Source organism: Arthrobacter sp. 179, assembly GCF_052379645.1.
Taxonomy (GTDB): Bacteria; Actinomycetota; Actinomycetes; order Actinomycetales; family Micrococcaceae; genus Arthrobacter_H.
Window position 1 is genome coordinate 15,000 of sequence record NZ_JBQSYU010000013.1, and the last position, 18,951, is coordinate 33,950.

Sequence of the window (18,951 nt, forward strand, 5' to 3'; positions counted from 1 at the left end):
TCTACCAGATTGAGCTCATGGAAAGCCCTTCCGGTTGCCCGTTCGCGTACCGGAGAAGATTGGAAAACAATGAACTGGACCAACCTCGAATTCAACCGACGCACCCTCATCAAGGTCGGCAGCGTCGCCAGCGCGGGGGCTGCGTTCGCGCTCAGCGCCGCACCTGCCCAAGCCGCCGGTGCCCGGGTCCCGATGGCCCCCGCGGCTCCCGGTGACGTCGAAGCGAAGGCCCTGGCCCTGCAGCCGCCGACCTTCCTCTTCGAAACGAAGGTGCCCGAGCAGGTCACTGCGGTCTCGGGGGCGGAGCCCGCGATCAGTGACGAGCAGGCCATCATCGGCAAGCACTCCCTCCGCTGGGACTACTCCGCCGGCTCCGTCCTGCAGATCGATGCGGCACTGGACGCCGAGGACTCCAGAATCCCGGAGGACGACGAGACGAAGCTCGGATCGCGCAGCACCTTCGGCCTGTGGATCTACAATTCCACGGCCCGCCAGGGCACCCTGCGCCTGGAATTCGGCCGGCAGGGAAGCAAGGACGCCTGGTGCGACCTCCATCTGGACTTCACCGGCTGGCGAACCGTCTGGATCCGCCTGGCCCAGGACCTGGAAGGCACACCGCGCCGCGACATGGATACCCTCCGGTTCGTCGCCCCGTCGTCGGGTTCCGGGACGCTCTTCCTGGACCAGCTGGTCCTGAACATGTCCATGCGCACCGACCACCCGATGCGGAGCGAGCAGGCCCCTTTCGTCAACCCGGAAGCCGATACGGCGCAAAATGCGCATTGGCTCGCCCTGCTGAAGTTCCAGGAACTACAGGATGCCCAGGCGCCGGCACCGGTCACAGATGCGACGTTGCTGGCCGATGTGTCGACGGTGAAGTCCAGGTACCTTGAGGCCTACCTCACCGGTGGCGGCGCGACCACGGGCTCGCAGGTGGCCGATCTGACGGCGCAACTGGCCAAGCTCGGCATCCCCGAGCGGTCCACCAGTGGGCCGGCGACACCGGTCCTCTTGAACCAGCAGGCCATCTTCCCGCCTCAGATCGCCCCCGAACTGGCTGCGCTGGCTGGAAGCGCCAAACTGCGCACGCTCACGGATCTGATGCAGAAGATCGCCCGGGCCTGGGAACGTGCCGATGCCACGCGCAGGCCGCTGGTGGCCGAGCTGTACGTCCGCGCCGTCTTGCATCTTCGCCGCGTGGGTTGGGCCAAGGGCAGTAGCCAGGGCAGTGTCCACCATCTCGGATACAACATCCGTGGGTACTACGACTCCGTCTTTATCATGAAGGACGTCCTCCAGGATGAAGGATTGCTGGAGGAAGCCCGGGCCGATGTCGACTGGTTCGTCGGCCTGGGGCGCGTTCTCGAACGCCCGCTGCGACGCGATGGCATCATGGACATCTACAACACGAACGTCCGGGGCCTTGTGGCAGCGGCCATGCTGCGGGAGACTCCTGGCGAACAGGCGGCTTGGCTTTCAGCCGTCCGCGACTTCCTCGATGTCACCCTGCAGCCAAGTGACGGTTTGCAGGGCGGAATTAAAGCCGATGGCTCGGGATTCCACCATGTCGGGTTCTACCCCGCCTACAGCGCTGATGGCCTCTCCGGACTGGCGCCAATGGTCATGGTCCTGGGTGGCACGTCGTTCCGTCTGTCCGAGGCGGCGCACTCCCTGTTGAAAAAGGCGGTGCTGGGGATGCGCACCTTTGCCAATAAATTCGAATGGTCGCTGACCGTGTGTAACCGCCATCCAAAGGCGGGCCAAACACTCAAGCTCGATCCCTTCCAGTGGCTGTTCCAGGCTGGCACGCCCGACGGGAAGAAGGCCCTGGACCCCGAACTGGGGGCTGCCTTCCTGCGCCTGCTGCCGGAAAAGCAGTCTTCGATCCACCAACGGCTGGCCGCCAAATTGGCTGCTACCGGGGTCACCGTGGAAGATTCCCCGACGGGCCACTGGACCTACAACTACGGCGCCCTCGGAGTGCACCGCCGCGAGGACTGGTCGGTGACCGTTCGCGGACACAACCGCTACCTGTGGAGCTCGGAGACCTACGAAAACGCCAATATCTATGGCCGCTACGGCACCTACGGGCAGATCAACGTTCAGTCCACGGGCGATCCGATCACCCTGCTGGATAGCGGGTTCTCCCAGGAAGGCTGGGATTGGGGGCGTTTCCCGGGCACGACGGCGATCCATAAGCCCGTTGATGACCTGTTCATCGATCTCGGGCTCGGAGTGGAAATCATGCCACTCTCGGATTCGCGCTTCGGCGGGGCCACCAACATCGATGGCCGGCACGGTCTCTTTGCCATGGACCTGCACGAGATCCCTTCCTGGGATCCCAGCCACCGGGCCCGCAAATCAGTGTTCCTTTTCGACGAGCGGGTCATCGCAGTGGGTACGGGGATCGAAAACAATGACCGCCGAAACGAAACGGGGACGACCCTGTTCCAGAGCCACCTGGCGGCGACGTCGGAGCCCACCTACATCGACTCCACCCGGCCCGTCGCCGACTTCCCGCTCGAGCGCAAATCGCGCAAGAAATCCAAGCATGCACAATGGCTGGCCGACGGGAAGGGCAATGGCTACTACATCCCGGCCAAGCAGCACCTGGGGATCGAGCGTTCCACGCAGAAGTCGAAGGACCAGAGCTCCGGAGAACCCACCAGTGGGGACTTCGCCACGGCGTGGCTGAGCCATGGGACCAAACCGAGGAGCGGATCCTATGAATACGCGATGCTGATCGGGCGGACTCCACAACAAACGGCGGCCTTCGCGAAAGCCATGGGCGGCCGGCGAGCCCCCTATGAGGTGTTGGAGGCGCGCTCCGACCGGCATGCAGTCCGCGATCGGGAGACCGGTATCACCGGCTACGCGGTCTTCGAGGCGGGGCACGGGTTCGAGGGCGATATCGAAGGGGTGGATACTCCTTCGTTGTTGATGACCCGGCGTGAAAAGAACCGTCTGGTCATGTCGGTGACGGATCCGGATCTCCGCCTGTATTCGGGCAAAGACCCGGACCAATACGATGCCAAGGGCCGTTTCGTCGGCGGTGTCCTTCCCTACGTGGTGTCCTGGAGGGAAAACGCGAGCCAGGCCCACACCCTGACCGTGAAGGTCAAGGGCTCCTGGAAGCTAGCCGAAAAGGTCGACGGCGTGAAGGTCACTTCCCGCAAGGGCCACGGCGGCCACGACCATCATGGAGGACGCCACGGCCATGATCATGGCCGGCAGGGGCGCACCGAGATCGCGGTCCGCACCCGGGACGGGCTGCCGGTGCAGTTCAGCCTGGCGCGGCACTAATACCGCGTTAGCCCTGCCCCGCCGCGGTGGTGCTGCGTCGGAGCATGAGTTCGCCGGTGACGGTGGGTTCGGCTCCGGCAGCACCTCCAGGGAGGGCCACGGTGCTTTCGACGGCGATCCGTCCGATGTGCAGCAACGGCAGCCGCACGGTGGTCAATCCGGGATGGAAATCCCGCAGCGTCTCGATATCGTCGAATCCCGCGACGGCGGCGTCGCGCGGAACCTGGACCCCGCCCTCACGCAGCCCGGCGACCAGCCCGATGGCCATCACGTCACTGACCGCAAAAAGGCAGACAGGGGCCCCTTCCCGGTGAGCCGCGGCGACCCGTGGTGCCAGCTCGGCGCCGGTGGCATGGCCGCCAGCCCGGTCCAATCCGGTATGCAAGACCTCGGCCGCCGGAACACCCGCGGCGTGTAGACCATGGTGGAATCCACGGACCCTATCGTCCGAGGTGGCCAAGCCCTCGGGGCCCGCCACGATCAGGAAGGGGCCGCGATGGGTGGCGGCCAATGCGCCCGCCAGCTGACAGGCCAGGTCTTCGTTGGGAACGGCGATGACATGGTGGTGTTCGGGGGAACCGGTCCCCTCCACGGGGCGACCGATGACGGCGACCTGGCCATCATTACGGCAGTAGAGGTCCAGCTCGTTGGCCAAGGTGCTGTTGGCTTCACGGTCCGCAGCAGCGGTGGTCCGCGAGCCCGCCAGGATGATGGCATCAGCCCGGTGGGCGGCGAAGGCGGAGACTGCGGTGGCCTCCTCTGCAGGGGTGCCGCCGGTGGTGGCGAGCATGACGAGTTTATTGCGTTCCCGCGCAGCTTCCTGGACGCCGTGGGCGATGGCCGCGAAGTACGGGTCGGCGATGTCGTGGACGATGAGGCCGATGACCCCCGAGCTGGATTTCGCCAGCCCCTGAGCTTGCGCATTGGGCACGTACCCCAGTTCGAGGGCCGCCCGCCGGACGTTTGCGGCAATCTCCGGTCCGGGGATCCGCGCCGAACCATTGAGTACCCGGGACGCGGTGGCGGGGGAGACTCCTGCCTTGCGGGCCACCTCGGCCAGTGTCGTTGCGGACATCGCTACCCCTTCGCCGGCCGTCACGGCTCACATGGTGGACAAGAGTTCCAGTATCGCATGACAGAAAAGTTTGGGAAAGCGCTTGCCAAGCATTGTTTGGATGGGCATGATGGACACAACGGGAATGCGCTTTCCCAATCAGTCTTCATACCATCCACCCCCAGCAAAGAGGTCCCATGGGCTCGACACCACGCACCATCCGTATCGCCATGAACGGCATTACCGGCCGGATGGGCTACCGCCAGCACCTGCTGCGATCCATCCTGCCGATCCGCGACGCCGGAGGCTTCACCCTGGCCGATGGCAGCCGCGTCCAGGTCGAGCCGATCCTCATCGGGCGCAACGAAGCCAAGGTCCGCGAACTTGCAGAACTGCATGGGGTCGCCGAATGGAGCACCGATCTGGATGCGGTCATCAACGACCCGACCGTCGACGTCGTCTTCGACGCCTCGATGACCAGCCTGCGCGCCGCGACGCTGAAGAAGGCCATGCAGGCCGGCAAACACATCTTCACCGAGAAGCCCACCGCCGAAACCCTCGACGAAGCCATCGAGCTCGCCCGCATCGGCACCGAGTCCGGGGTGACCGCCGGCGTCGTGCATGACAAGCTCTACCTGCCCGGGCTGGTGAAGCTGCGCCGCCTCGTCGATGAGGGATTCTTCGGCCGCATCCTGTCCATCCGCGGCGAATTCGGCTACTGGGTCTTCGAAGGCGATGTGCAGTCAGCGCAGCGTCCGTCCTGGAACTACCGCGCCGAAGACGGCGGCGGCATGACCACCGATATGTTCTGCCACTGGAACTACGTCCTCGAGGGGATCATCGGGAAGGTCAAAAGCGTCAACGCCAAGACCGCCACCCACATCCCGGCCCGTTGGGACGAGCAGGACCAGGAATACGTCGCGACCGCCGATGACGCCTCCTACGGCATCTTCGAACTCGAGACCCCCGCCGGCGACGAGGTCGTGGGGCAGATCAATTCCTCCTGGGCCGTGCGGGTCTACCGCGACGAACTCGTCGAATTCCAGATCGATGGAACGCTCGGCTCGGCAGTGGCCGGCCTGAATAAGTGCGTCGCCCAGCAGCGCGCCCACACCCCCAAGCCGGTCTGGAACCCCGACCTGCCGGTGACCGAATCCTTCCGCGACCAATGGCAGGAAGTCCCGGCCAACGCCGAGCTGGACAACGGCTTCAAGCTGCAGTGGGAAGAGTTCCTGGCCGACGTCGTCGCCGGACGCGAACACCGCTTCGGTTTGCTCTCCGCGGCCCGCGGCGTCCAGCTGGCCGAATTGGGCCTGCGCTCCAACGACGAACGCCGTACCATCGACATCCCGGAAATCACGCTCTGATGGCCTCGCTGATTCTTCCCCGGAACGACGGCGGAACCCGCACGCACCAGCTATCCGAGGCACGGACCTGGTCCAGGCCCACCGCCCCGATCACCTCCCGGCACGCCTACGCAGCGGCCCACGTCATCCCCGACGTGCACGCGGAGAACGTGCCCGGAGCCCCGGCGGCACTGGACTGGGATACCACCCTCGCCTACCGCCACGAACTCTGGTCCTACGGCCTGGGTGTCGCCGATGCGATGGACACCGCCCAGCGCGGCATGGGTCTGGACTGGGCGGCCACCGGAGAACTGATCCGCCGCAGTGCCGCCGAAGCGGCCGCTGTGGTCTCCTCGAAGGCCCCCGCCACCGCCGGCAAATCGGTGCGCGATCTGCTCGCCTGCGGCGCGGGAACCGACCAGCTGGATCTGGCCACCGTCCCCTCGGGCCCTGCCGGGCTGAACGTCGTGCTCGATGCCTACCGCGAGCAGATGGCTCTGGTGGAGGAGGCCGGCGCGAAGACCATCCTGATGGCCTCCCGCGCGCTGGCCGCCGTGGCCACCGACGCCGAGGACTATCTGCACGTCTATTCGACGTTGCTGCGTGAGGCCAAGCAACCGGTGATCCTGCACTGGCTGGGCACCATGTTCGATCCGGCCTTGGCCGGCTACTGGGGCTCCGATGACGTCGCCACGGCGACCGATACGTTCTCCTCGCTGGTCAGCGGTCATGCCGAGAAGATCGACGGGGTCAAGGTCTCCCTGCTCGACGCCGGGCACGAGGTCGCACTACGGGCCTCACTGCCTGCAGGGGTCAGGCTCTATACCGGGGATGACTTCAACTATCCCGAACTCATCGACGGGGACGGCAGTCACCACTCCGATGCGCTGCTGGGCATCTTCGCCGCCATCTACCCGGCGGCCTCCGCAGCGCTGCAAAGCTACGACGCCGGTGATTCGGTGGCGGCACGAGCCACCCTTGATTCGACCCGGGAACTGGGAAAGCACATCTTTAGCGCCCCCACCTTCTACTACAAGACGGGCATTGCGTTCCTCTCGTGGATCAACGCGCAGCAGCCCGGTTTCCAGATGGTGGGCGGACTACATTCGGGCCGGTCGCTCATGCACCTGGCGACCACCTTCGAACTGGCCGATGCTGCCGGGCTGCTCCTAGATCCTGAGCGCTCCGCAGCCCGGATGTCCACCTTCCTTCAGACCAATGGGGTGGGAGCATGAGCGATTTCTCGCGGTTGGCCCTGAACAGCGCCACCACCAAGAAATGGACCCTGCCCGAGGTCGTGGACGGCTGCGTCCGCGCCGGGATCCCGGCCATCGGCCCCTGGCGGGACATCGTCGCAGACCACGGCCTGGCGGAATCGGCGCAGCTGATCCGTGATGCCGGACTGCGGGTCTCATCGCTGTGCCGGGGAGGCTTCCTGACGGCAGCCGATGCCGAGGGCCAGGCAGTGGCGCTGGCCGACAACCGTGCGGCGATCGAAGAGGCCGTGGCGCTGGGCACCACCGAGTTGTTCCTGGTGGTCGGCGGCTTGGCCCCGGGGGAGAAGGATGTCGTCGCGGCCCGCCAACGCGTGGCCGACCGCCTGAAGGACCTGGTGCCCTACGCCGTCGAACACGGGGTGCGGCTGGTCCTTGAACCGCTGCATCCGATGTATGCGGCAGACCGGGCCCTGATCTCCACGCTAGGGCAATCCCTGGACCTGGCGGCACCGTACGATCCGGGCGCCGTCGGCGTGGCCGTAGACACCTTCCACGTCTGGTGGGACCCTGATCTGAAGGCGCAGATCGGGCGGGCCGGCCGCGAACAGCGGATCGCTTCCTACCAAATCTGCGATTTCAACCTGCCTATCGCAGCCGACGCTTTGCTTTCCCGCGGCATGATGGGAGACGGTGTCATCGACTTCGCGACCATCGGCTCCTGGGTCCGTGATGCCGGGTACACCGGGGATATCGAGGTGGAAATTTTCAACCAGGAAATCTGGGATACCGACGGCGATACGGTCCTCTCCACCGTGAAGGAACGCTACGCAGAACTGGTGCTGCCTTTCGCCTAGCCCACGGTGGTTGACCGGCGACCCGCGAGCGTGATGGTTCCGGTTCCCCTTGAGCCGAGTCCGCGCGGATCAGCTCTTCGAAGGCCGCTCCCGCGGGGGCGGCCTTCGTCGTTCCCTCCGCGGGCCGGAACCTTAGAGCGTGAAGAATTTCCCATGTCACCTGCAGTTTTGTTGATTGCAACTATGTGATGGTGGTCTCATTTTTTCCCTGCTACTGTGAGTTTCATCGACGCGGGGTCTTTGATTCCACAGGATTCGGAAACCCCCTGTCCGAGGAGGCATACGGCCTCATGGCGGGCCGTATAACGGCGAATGCGGGAGGGCCGACATGAGCACGACCATGAATAGCGGACTACAAGATGCGCTGATCAGGACTCGGAGGTTTTTCAAACCGAAGGAAGTCGTCTCGCCCGATGGACGCACGCTACTCAAGGTCGGGGGCCGTTCCGGGGATTCCTTCTACCGGGATCGTTGGAGCCACGACAAGGTGGTCAGATCGACCCACGGGGTGAACTGCACGGGGTCGTGCTCCTGGAATGTCTACGTCAAAGACGGCATCATCACCTGGGAAACCCAGGCCACCGATTACCCCACCACCGGCCCCGATAAGCCGGAATACGAGCCGCGCGGTTGCCCGCGCGGCGCTTCTTTTTCCTGGTACACCTATTCGCCAACCCGAACCCGCTACCCATACATCCGCGGCGTCCTGCTGGAGATGTACCGGGAAGCCAAGGCCCGGCTGAAGGATCCGGTGCTGGCCTGGGCCGATCTGACCGAGGACCCCGAGCGGGCCGTGCGGTACAAGAGTGCCCGCGGCAAGGGCGGGCTGGTGCGTGCGACCTGGGACGAAGCGATCGAGATCGTCGCGGCCGCCCATGTGCACACCATCCGCAAATACGGTCCCGACCGAGTGGCAGGGTTCTCGCCCATCCCGGCCATGTCGATGGTCTCGCACTCTTCAGGTGCCCGGTTCGTGAACCTTATCGGCGGGTCCATGCTCAGCTTCTACGACTGGTACGCCGATATGCCGGTCGCTTCCCCCCAGGTTTTCGGCGACCAGACCGACGTACCCGAATCCGGGGACTGGTGGGATGCCGGCTACTTGGTCATCTGGGGCACCAACGTCCCGGTGACGCGGACCCCCGATGCCCACTGGATGATCGAAGCCCGCTACCGGGGACAAAAAGTGGTCGTCGTTTCCCCCGACTTCGCCGACAGCACCAAATTCGCCGATGAATGGATGCCCGCCGAACCGGGAACCGACGGCGCCCTAGCGATGGCCATGGGACATGTCATCCTCAAGGAATTCCACGTGGACCGGCAGACCCCCTATTTCACCCAGTACGTGAAGAAGTACACCGACCTGCCGTTCCTGGTCACCCTCGACGAAGCGCAGGACGCCGACGGAGAACGGATGTTCACTGCCGGCAAGTTCCTGACCGCCGCCGACCTGGACGGAGAGATTGAGGCGGAAGCTGAAAACCCCGAATTCAAGACGGTCCTGGTTGATGCGGCCACCGACCGCCTCGTGGTGCCCCCGGGCACCCTCGGCCACCGCTACGGCGAAACCGGTGAGGGCAAATGGAACCTCAACCTCGGGGATATCGACCCCAAGCTGACCCTGATCGATGGTGCCGACGAAAACGTATCCATCGACATGCCACGTTTCGACGCCGGCCAGGGCAATATCGGTGTCATCCGCCGCGGCGTCCCGGCACGCCGGGTGGCCGGACGGCTGGTCACCACGGTCTTCGACCTGATGCTCGCCCAATACGGCGTGGGGCGCCCCGGGCTACCGGGGGAGTGGCCCACGGGCTACGACGACGCCGAATCGCCGAACACCCCCGCCTGGCAGGCCAATATCACCGGCGTCACGGCCGAGGCCTGCGAACGGATCGGTCGGGAATTCGCGCAGAACGCCGAGGATTCCAAGGGCCGCTCGATGATCCTGATGGGAGCCGGCACCAACCACTGGTTCCACTCCGACACCATCTACCGCACCTTCCTGACCTTGACGACCGTCACCGGTTGCCAGGGCGTGAACGGCGGCGGCTGGGCGCACTATGTCGGACAGGAAAAGGTCCGTCCACTCACCGGATACAACCAACTCGCAAACGGACTGGACTGGCTGCGTCCTCCCCGCAACATGGTGCAGACGGCCTACTGGTACCTCCACACCGACCAGTTTCGCTATGACCAGTTCGGTGCCGATGCCCTGACCGCCCAAACCGGCAAGGGGCAGCTCGCCGGAAAGACGACGGCGGACATCATCGCCCAATCGGCCCGGCTGGGGTGGATGCCTTCCTACCCCACCTTCGACCGGAACCCCTTGATCATCGGGGCCCAGGCCAGGCAGAAGGGCCAGTCGGCCAAGGACTACGTGGTTGACGAGATCAAGGCGGGACGGTTGAACTTCGCCGCCGAGGACCCCGATGCTCCGGATAACTACCCCCGGGTGCTCTCGTTGTGGCGCTCGAACCTGATCGGCTCCTCGGCCAAGGGCAACGAATACTTCCTGAACCACCTGCTGGGGGCCTCGCACACCATCAGTGCCGAGGAAACCGCAGAACGCTTCCGCCCCAAGGACGTGAAATGGCGGGAGAAGGCTCCGACGGGGAAACTCGACCTGCTCACCACGCTGGACTTCCGAATGACCAGCTCCACGCTGCACTCGGATATCGTGCTCCCGGCGGCCACCTGGTATGAGAAGTACGACCTGTCCACCACTGACATGCACCCGTTCGTGAACTCCTTCAACCCGGCCATCGCCCCGCCGTGGCAATCCCGTACGGACTGGGACGCCTGGCAGGAAATCTCCCGGGTGTTCAGCCGTCTGGCGGAACCGCACCTGGGCAAGCAGACCGACGTCGTCGCGGCGCCGCTGACCCATGACACCCCCGATGCGATGGTTTCCCCACATGGGAAGGTCAGGGACTGGAAATACGGCGAATGTGAGCCCGAGCCCGGGGTCACCATGCCCAAGATCATCGAAGTCGAACGCGACTACACGAAGATCGGCGACATGATGCGCTCGATCGGACCCCTGATGGACACGCTCGGGGCCACGACCAAGGGCATCACCTTTGACGTGAGCCGGGAAATCGAAGAACTAAAGATCAAGAACGGAACCGTGAGGGGAGGTGCGGGCCATGGGCGCCCCGACATCCTCAAGGACTACCAGGCCTGCGAGATGATCCTGACCCTCTCCGGCACCACCAACGGACATTTGGCGACCCAGGGTTTCAAAACGCTGGAGAAACGCACCGGCACCTTGCTGCACGACTTGTCCTCGGAGAACGAAGGCCACCGGGTGACGTTCGCCGATACACAAAACGGTCCGGCGCCGGTGATCACCTCACCCGAATGGTCAGGTTCTGAAACCGGCGGCCGGCGGTACTCCCCGTTTACCATCAACGTTGAACGACTCAAACCGTGGCATACCCTGACCGGCCGGATGCACTTTTATCTGGACCACGACTGGATGACCGAACTGGGTGAGGGATTGCCGATCTTCCGGCCACCGCTGGACATGACGGCGCTATTCGATGAACCGGCCATCGGTTCCACCTCCTCCAAGGGCGTGTCCGTCAGGTACCTGACCCCGCATAATAAGTGGTCCATCCACTCCGAATACCAGGACAACCTGTTCATGCTCTCGCTGTTCAGGGGTGGTCCGGGAATCTGGATGAGTCCGCTGGACGCCGAGAAGATCGGGGTCAAGGACAACGAGTGGATCGAGGCGGTCAACCGCAACGGCACGACCACGGCACGAGCCATCGTCTCGCACCGGATGCCCGAGGGCACCGTGTTCATGTATCACTCGCAGGACCGGCTGATCGATATGCCGCTCTCCGAGACCAGCGGCCAGCGCGGTGGCAACCACAACTCGCTCACCCGCCTGATGATCAAGCCCACGCACATGATCGGCGGTTACGCCCAGCAGACCTACGCCTTCAACTACATGGGGCCGACGGGAAACCAACGCGACGAAGTCACGGTCATTCGCCGCCGCAACCAGGAGGTGACGTACTAATGCGTGTCATGGCTCAAATGGCAATGGTGATGAACCTGGACAAGTGCATCGGTTGCCACACGTGTTCGGTCACGTGCAAGCAGGTCTGGACGAACCGTTCCGGTGCCGAACACATCTGGTTCAACAACGTGGAGACCCGGCCCGGTCTGGGCTATCCGCGTACCTATGAGGACCAGGAGAAGTGGAAGGGCGGCTGGACGCTGACCAAGCGTGGTCGGCTCAAGCTCAAGGCCGGTGGCCGGCTGAAGAACCTGATGACCATCTTCGCCGCACCCAATCTGCCAGGCATCAAGGACTACTACGAGCCGTGGACCTACGACTACGAGAACCTGACCACGGCTCCCGCCCAGGACCATATGCCGGTAGCCCGGCCCAAATCGTTACTCACCGGGCAGGACACCACCGTCACCTGGTCGTCCAACTGGGACGACGACCTGGCCGGGTCCGTGGAGAACACCCACCACGACCCGATCCTGCAGAAGGTCGGGGACAAGATCAAATTCGAATATGAGCAGACGTTCATGTTCTACCTGCCCCGCATCTGCGAACACTGCCTGAACCCCTCCTGTGTTTCCTCCTGCCCCACCGGCGCCATCTACAAGCGCGAAGAGGACGGCATCGTGCTGGTGGACCAGGACCGCTGCCGCGGCTGGCGGCAGTGCGTGGGCGGTTGCCCGTATAAGAAGATGTACTTCAACCACAAGACCGGCAAGGTCGAGAAGTGCACGTTCTGCTATCCGCGCATCGAGATCGGCCAACCCACGATCTGCTCGGAGACCTGCGTGGGTCGTCTGCGCTATCTCGGCCTGATGCTCTATGACGCCGACCGGGTCCTCGAGGCCGCATCCACCCCGGACGAGCACGGCCTGTATGAAGCCCAGCGCGAGGTGTTCCTGGATCCGAACGATCCCGAGGTCATGCGTGAGGCGCTCAAGGCCGGCATCCCCGAGGACTGGGTGGAAGCGGCCCAGCGGTCGCCGATCTACGCGCTGATCAACAAATACAAGGTGGCCCTGCCGCTGCACCCCGAATACCGCACCATGCCGATGGTCTGGTACATTCCGCCGCTCTCCCCGGTGGTGGATGCGGTCAGCGACACCGGCGAGGACGCCGAAAAGCAGGACAACCTGTTCGCGGCCATCGACAAGCTCCGGATTCCCATCGAGTACCTGGCCGGGCTCTTCACGGCCGGGGACACCAAGCCGGTGGATCTGGTGCTGCATAAGCTGGCGGCCATGCGCTCCTACATGCGCGATATCAATATGGGGTGGGAACCCCAGGAGTCCATTGCCGAATCGGTGGGGATGACCGGCCAGGAGGTCCAGGACATGTACCGTCTGTTGGCCATCGCCAAATATGAAGAACGCTATGTCATCCCCTCCGCCCACTACGAAGACGCCCACAAACTGGAGAACATCGCCACCGAGTGCTCGCTCGACGTCGACGGCGGTCCGGGTATGGGCGGCATGGGCGGGATGGACGGCTCCTTCGCCCAGGATCCGGATATGGGCAAGGACCCGGGCCTGGGATCCCCCGATGTGCCGGGACGTCCCGAAGGAGTGCGCATCAACCTGTTGAACTGGGACGGCCAAGGCACCCCCGAGGGGTTGTTCCCCGAATCGTCGTCGGACTCGGCGGCTTCGCCGCAGGGAGGATCCTCCTCATGACACCCCCCAAGGCCCCCGCGCTCAAATACTCCACCGAACAGCTCACCGGGATCTGGCAATCCGCGTCCATCCTGCTGGACTACCCCGATGAGGAACTGTTCTCCCGGCTGGAACTACTCAGTGAAGTGGCCGCCGGCCTGCCCACGAAGGTCGGGGCGGGATTGCAGAAGACCATCCAGCACCTGCAGCAGGGGACGTTGCGCGAGATCCAGAGCGAATATGTCGACACCTTCGACACCCGGCGTCGGGGATGCCTGTTCCTGACGTACTTCTCCAACGGGGAGACCCGGAAACGGGGTCTGGCGCTCCTGCGCATCAAGCAGGTCTATGTGAAGGCCGGACTGACCTTGACCGAGGACCAGCTCCCGGATCATCTGTGCGTGGTCCTGGAGTTCGGGGCCCTGACCGACGTCAAGGCGGGGCTGAAGATCATCTTGGACAACCGTGCGGGTCTGGAGCTGCTGCGGATCCATCTGCGCGAAGTCGAATCCCCCTGGTTCGGGGCCATCGATTCCGTCTGCGCCACCTTGCCAGCACTGAAGGGCAAGGACCATGAGGCCGTGCAACGGCTGATCGCCGAAGGCCCCGAAGAAGAGGAAGTCGGCTTGGACACCTATGGAACGCCGGATCTGGCGCCGATGCCGGGAGGCATGTAATGGACGACCCGTTGAATGTCTTTTTGTGGCTGATCTTTCCCTATATCTGTCTGACCATCTTCATCCTCGGGCACATCTGGCGGTATCGCTATGACAAGTTCGGGTGGACCTCACGGTCGAGCCAGATGTACGAGAGCAGCATCCTGCGCTGGGCGAACCCGATGTTCCACTTCGGGATCCTGGCGGTCTTCCTCGGCCACGTCATGGGTCTGGGGATCCCCCAGGCCTGGACCGATGCCGTCGGGATCTCCGAAGGGATGTACCACTTCATGGCGATCTCGGTCGGAGCCATCGCGGGGGTCTTCACGATCGTCGGATTCATCGGGCTGCTGTATCGGCGACGCTTCACCAAGGCCGTACTGGGCGCCACCACCAAGATGGACAAGACGATGTACTTCACCCTCGGGCTGGTCATCGTGGCAGGACTGGCCAATACCGTTTCGGGCGTGGCTGGAGCCTATAACTACCGCGAAGGCGTTTCCATCTGGTTCCGCAGCATCTTCTATTTCAACCCGCAGCCCGATTTGATGGTCGATGCCCCGTTCACGTTCCAGTTCCACGCCCTGATCGCCATCTTCCTCTTCGCGCTGTGGCCCTTCACCCGCCTGGTGCACGTCTTCACGGCGCCAGTGGGGTACATCTTCCGCCCCTACGTCCTCTACCGCAGCCGTGATGCCCATGCGGGATCGCGGGACGTCCGGCGCGGCTGGGAGAAGGTCGACACCATTCCCAAACGTCGTCCCGACTGATCGGAAAAGGACAACAGCAGATACTCCTCCCGGCGAGGGGGTGCCACGTGCACCCCCTCGCTGTGCTGTCCTATCGCCCCGGACCACTGTCCGGGCACCCACGTCAAGCGCACTTCCGCAGGCAAATCCCTGTTTTCATGCTCTTGAGCCTCGAGGGGCCGGCATTTCCCGCGGGAGTATTTCAGGGACGATTATAGAGTTCGGTACTTCGAACTAGATACTACGAAGCCACGTAGACAAGTGTTTCAATGAGGTGCTATTACTAGATGTAGGCCATGAGGGGTCAACTGACCACAACATCTAGATCCGCCGTCAGGGCGGGAGTCAAGGAGCCTTGCGCATGAAGACGACTGAATCGGGGCGTTTGGACGGGGCCGGGCGCACGGCGTCCACCCCGCTCGACACGGACACCTCGCCGGAGGTGGTGTATTTTTCCAGCGTCTCAGGAAACACCCGACGCTTCATTGAACGGCTGGACCTGCCCGCGGTGCGGATTCCCTTGCGCCCCCGGATCGAGGGAGAGCTGCAGGTCTCCCGCCCGTTCGTCCTGGTGGTGCCCACCTACGGGGGAGGCCACCGTTCCACGGCAGTGCCCAAACAAGTGATCGGCTTCCTCAACGATCCGGTCAACCGTGGCCTACTGCGCGGGGTGATCACCGCCGGGAACACGAACTTCGGCGAGGACTACTGCCTGGCCGGGACGGTCATTTCCGATAAATGCCAGGTGCCCGAACTGTATCGGTTCGAACTGCTGGGCACCGAACGCGATGTACACCGGGTCCGCGAGGGCCTCTCCACCTTCTGGCACGACCACCACGCCACCACACCACTCGAGGAGTACGCATGACCACCGACATCATGGAGCCCACCACCGACGGCATCGGGGCCCGCAAGGACTACCACGCGCTGAACGCGCAATTGAACCTCTTCGCCGCCGATGGTTCGATCCAACTGGGCAAGGACCATGAAGCGGTCGAGGCCTATCTCGCGGGCCACGTCGAACCGCGGATGATCCGCTTCGACGACCTGGAAGCGAAGATCGACTACCTCATCGCCAATGAGTACTACGAGGAAGCGCCGATCCGCGCCTACCCCTGGGCGTTCGTGAAGGAGCTGTATCGCAGTGCCTACGCCCATGGGTACCGCTTTTCGACCTTCCTGGGCGCCTTCAAGTTCCATGCCGGCTACAGCCTGAAGACCTTCGACGGGGACCATTACCTGGAAACCTTCGAGGACCGCGTGGTGTCCACCGCATTGTTCCTGGGCCGCGGGGACGAGGAGCTGGCCGGCAGGCTGGTTCAGGAGATGCTCAGTGGACGGTTCCAGCCGGCCACCCCGACGTTCCTGAATGCCGGAAAGACCCAGCGCGGTGAACTCGTGTCCTGCTTCCTGCTGCGCATCGAGGACAATCTCGAATCCATCGGCCGCAGCGTCAACTCCGCCTTGCAGCTCTCCAAGCGCGGCGGCGGCGTCGCACTGCTGCTGACGAACCTGCGCGAGCAGGGCGCACCGATCAAGAAGATCGAGAACCAGGCCTCCGGCGTCGTCCCGGTCATGAAGATCCTGGAGGACTCCTTCTCCTACGCCAACCAGCTCGGGGCCCGCCAAGGCGCCGGCGCCGCCTACCTGCACGTCCATCACCCCGACATCCTGGCGTTCCTGGACACCAAACGGGAGAACGCCGATGAAAAGATCCGGATCAAGACCCTCTCGCTGGGTGTGGTGATCCCCGATGTGACCTTCGAGCTGGCCAAGCGGGGGGAGGACATGCACCTGTTCTCGCCCTATGACGTCCAGCGGGAGTACGGCACGGCCCTTTCGGATCTGTCGGTGACCGAGCACTATGACGAGATGGTCGCGAACCCGCGGATCGGCAAGAAGACCCTCAGCGCCCGGGCCTTCTTCAGGACCATCGCCGAACTGCAATTCGAATCGGGCTACCCGTACGTGATGTTCGAAGACACGGTCAATGCCGCCAACCCGCTGAAGGGGTGGATCAACATGTCGAACCTGTGCTCGGAGATCCTGCAGGTGAACACCGCGTCGGACTACGACAACGCCATCGGATACCAGCAGGTCGGCCGGGACATCTCCTGCAACCTCGGATCGCTGAACATCGCCGCGGCCATGGCCTCCGGTGACCTGGCGAGCACGGTCGACACCGCGGTACGCGGGCTGACCAGTGTCTCCGAGCTTTCGGACATCGACGCGGTCCCCTCCATCGCCCACGGCAACGAGCTCTCCCATGCGATCGGCCTGGGGCAGATGAACCTGCACGGCTACCTGGCGTCCCAGCGCATCCACTACGGCAGCGAGGAGGGCGTGGATTTCACGAACATGTACTTCTACACGGTCACCTACCACGCACTGCGCGCCTCGAACCGGATCTCGATCCACCGCGGACAGGCCTTCGGGGACTTCGAGAACAGTTCCTATGCCGACGGCTCCTACTTCGAGAAATACACCGAAAGGGTCTGGGAGCCGGCCACGGCGCGGGTGCGTGAGGTCTTCCGTGAAGCCGGCGTGGACATCCCGACCCGGCAGGACTGGCAGGAACTAAGCGAATCCGTGCAGAAGCACGGGATCTACAACGCCTACCTGCAGGCGGTGCCCCCGACCGGATCGATCAGCTACATCAACAACGCCACCGCGTCGATCCACCCCATCGCCTCGAAGATCGAGATCCGCAAGGAAGGCAAGCTCGGACGCGTGTACTTCCCGGCGCCGCATATGGACAACGAGAACCTGGAGTTCTTCAAGGACTCCTACGAGATCGGCTACGAGAAGATCATCGACACCTACGCAGCGGCCACGCAACACGTGGACCAGGGACTGTCCTGCACGTTGTTCTTCCGCGACACCGCCACCACCCGCGACATCAACAAGGCGCAGATCCATGCCTGGCGCCAGGGCATCAAGACGCTCTACTACATCCGGTTGCGGCAGATGGCCCTGACCGGCACCGAAGTCGAGAACTGCGTTTCCTGCGAACTCTGACCCTCCACCCCCGACGAAGGAAGACCCCATACCCATGAGCTTGTCCCCAGAGGCCCCGGTCGCCGAGCACCTGCTGCGCGACTCAGTCACCCCTCCCTCCTACCGGATCGACCCCGCCGCCCGGTTGCGGCCGATCAACTGGAACCGCGTCACCGATGAGAAGGACCTGGAGGTCTGGAACCGTTTGACGGCCAACTTCTGGCTGCCCGAGAAGGTCCCTCTCTCCAACGACATCCCGGCCTGGCAGCGGATGTCCCAGGAGGAACGAACCCTGACCATGCGGGTCTTCACCGGGTTGACCATGCTGGACACCGTCCAGGCGACCGTCGGGGAGATCAGCCAGATCCAGGATGCGCGGACCGAACACGAAGAGGCCGTCTACACCAACATCGCCTTCATGCAGGCCGTGCACGCCCGCTCGTATTCCTCGGTCTTCTCGACGCTGACCAGCACCCGGGAAATCGATGAGGCCTACGCCTGGGCCGTGGGCAACGACCAGCTGCAGGAACGGTGCAAGAAGGTCCTGCACCACTACTACGGGGATGATCCGCTCAAACGCAAGGTCGCCTCCACGTTGCTGTCCTCGCTGCTGCTGTATGCGGGCTTCTATCTGCCCCTGCACTTCTCGGTGCACGCGACGCTGACGAACACCGCGGACATGATCCGCCTGATCCTGCGGGACAAGGCGGTGCACGGGTACTACTCCGGCTATAAGTTCCAGCGCGGGCTGGAAACCCGCAGTCGGGAGGAACAAGAAGAGATCCGCGTGTTCACGTACGAGCTGCTCGAGGAACTCTACGAGTTGGAACTGGACTACTCCGGGGCGCTCTACGAGCCGCTGGGGCTGATGGAGGACGTGGCCGTCTTCGTGCGGTACAACGCCAATAAGGCGCTCATGAACCTGGGCTATCCCGCACGGTTCCCGGCCGAGGAAACCGAGGTCAACCCGGAGATCCTGGCCGCCCTGTCCCCGGGGGCCGATGAGAACCATGACTTCTTCTCCGGCTCAGGTTCCTCCTATGTCATCGGCAAGGGGGAGGACACCACCGACTCCGACTGGGCCTTCTGAGCCAAC

General features: G+C 63.9%; 12 protein-coding genes. 11 read left to right on the forward strand and 1 reads right to left on the reverse strand.

The window, feature by feature from the left end:
• The first annotated feature begins 69 nt into the window (after nt 1-69).
• Nucleotides 70-3,303 carry a chondroitinase family polysaccharide lyase gene (locus tag ACT3UE_RS09405; protein WP_444555172.1) on the forward strand — a complete coding sequence of 1,078 codons (3,234 nt, stop codon included), beginning with the start codon at nt 70-72 and terminating at the stop codon, nt 3,301-3,303.
• Nucleotides 3,304-3,310: 7 nt separating this feature from the next.
• On the opposite strand, the gene ACT3UE_RS09410 is transcribed toward ACT3UE_RS09405, so the two are convergent.
• Complete coding sequence (locus tag ACT3UE_RS09410) at nt 3,311-4,378, reverse strand: LacI family DNA-binding transcriptional regulator (protein WP_444555173.1); 1,068 nt, start codon at nt 4,376-4,378, stop codon at nt 3,311-3,313.
• Nucleotides 4,379-4,554: 176 nt separating this feature from the next.
• Between ACT3UE_RS09410 and ACT3UE_RS09415 the strand changes: the two genes are divergently transcribed.
• The 10 genes from ACT3UE_RS09415 (at nt 4,555) to nrdF (ending at nt 18,945) form a co-directional block, all read left to right on the forward strand.
• A complete protein-coding gene (locus ACT3UE_RS09415; protein WP_444555174.1) occupies nt 4,555-5,724 on the forward strand; it encodes a Gfo/Idh/MocA family protein in 1,170 nt (389 codons plus the stop codon).
• Complete coding sequence (locus ACT3UE_RS09420) at nt 5,724-6,938, forward strand: dihydrodipicolinate synthase family protein (protein WP_444555175.1); 1,215 nt, start codon at nt 5,724-5,726, stop codon at nt 6,936-6,938. The genes ACT3UE_RS09415 and ACT3UE_RS09420 overlap by 1 nt, the downstream gene beginning before the upstream one ends.
• Nucleotides 6,935-7,774, forward strand: a complete 840-nt coding sequence (locus ACT3UE_RS09425) for a sugar phosphate isomerase/epimerase family protein (RefSeq protein ID WP_444555176.1) — start codon at nt 6,935-6,937, stop codon at nt 7,772-7,774. Before ACT3UE_RS09420 ends, ACT3UE_RS09425 begins: the two co-directional genes overlap by 4 nt.
• A 328-nt stretch (nt 7,775-8,102) precedes the next feature.
• The gene (locus ACT3UE_RS09430) at nt 8,103-11,807 is read left to right on the forward strand and encodes a nitrate reductase subunit alpha (protein WP_444566609.1); all 3,705 of its coding nucleotides are present in this window, start codon (nt 8,103-8,105) and stop codon (nt 11,805-11,807) included.
• The gene (narH, locus tag ACT3UE_RS09435; RefSeq protein ID WP_443384206.1) at nt 11,807-13,474 is read left to right on the forward strand and encodes a nitrate reductase subunit beta; all 1,668 of its coding nucleotides are present in this window, start codon (nt 11,807-11,809) and stop codon (nt 13,472-13,474) included. Before ACT3UE_RS09430 ends, narH begins: the two co-directional genes overlap by 1 nt.
• Entirely contained in the window at nt 13,471-14,130 is a 660-nt protein-coding gene (gene narJ / locus ACT3UE_RS09440; RefSeq protein ID WP_443384207.1) for a nitrate reductase molybdenum cofactor assembly chaperone, read from the forward strand. The genes narH and narJ overlap by 4 nt, the downstream gene beginning before the upstream one ends.
• A complete protein-coding gene (gene narI / locus ACT3UE_RS09445; RefSeq protein WP_443384208.1) occupies nt 14,130-14,879 on the forward strand; it encodes a respiratory nitrate reductase subunit gamma in 750 nt (249 codons plus the stop codon). Before narJ ends, narI begins: the two co-directional genes overlap by 1 nt.
• Before the next feature lie 340 nt (nt 14,880-15,219).
• Nucleotides 15,220-15,726, forward strand: a complete 507-nt coding sequence (gene nrdI / locus ACT3UE_RS09450; protein ID WP_444554212.1) for a class Ib ribonucleoside-diphosphate reductase assembly flavoprotein NrdI — start codon at nt 15,220-15,222, stop codon at nt 15,724-15,726.
• Nucleotides 15,723-17,876, forward strand: a complete 2,154-nt coding sequence (nrdE, locus tag ACT3UE_RS09455; protein ID WP_443384210.1) for a class 1b ribonucleoside-diphosphate reductase subunit alpha — start codon at nt 15,723-15,725, stop codon at nt 17,874-17,876. The genes nrdI and nrdE overlap by 4 nt, the downstream gene beginning before the upstream one ends.
• A 34-nt stretch (nt 17,877-17,910) precedes the next feature.
• Complete coding sequence (nrdF, locus tag ACT3UE_RS09460; RefSeq protein WP_443384211.1) at nt 17,911-18,945, forward strand: class 1b ribonucleoside-diphosphate reductase subunit beta; 1,035 nt, start codon at nt 17,911-17,913, stop codon at nt 18,943-18,945.
• Nucleotides 18,946-18,951: the final 6 nt, after the last annotated feature.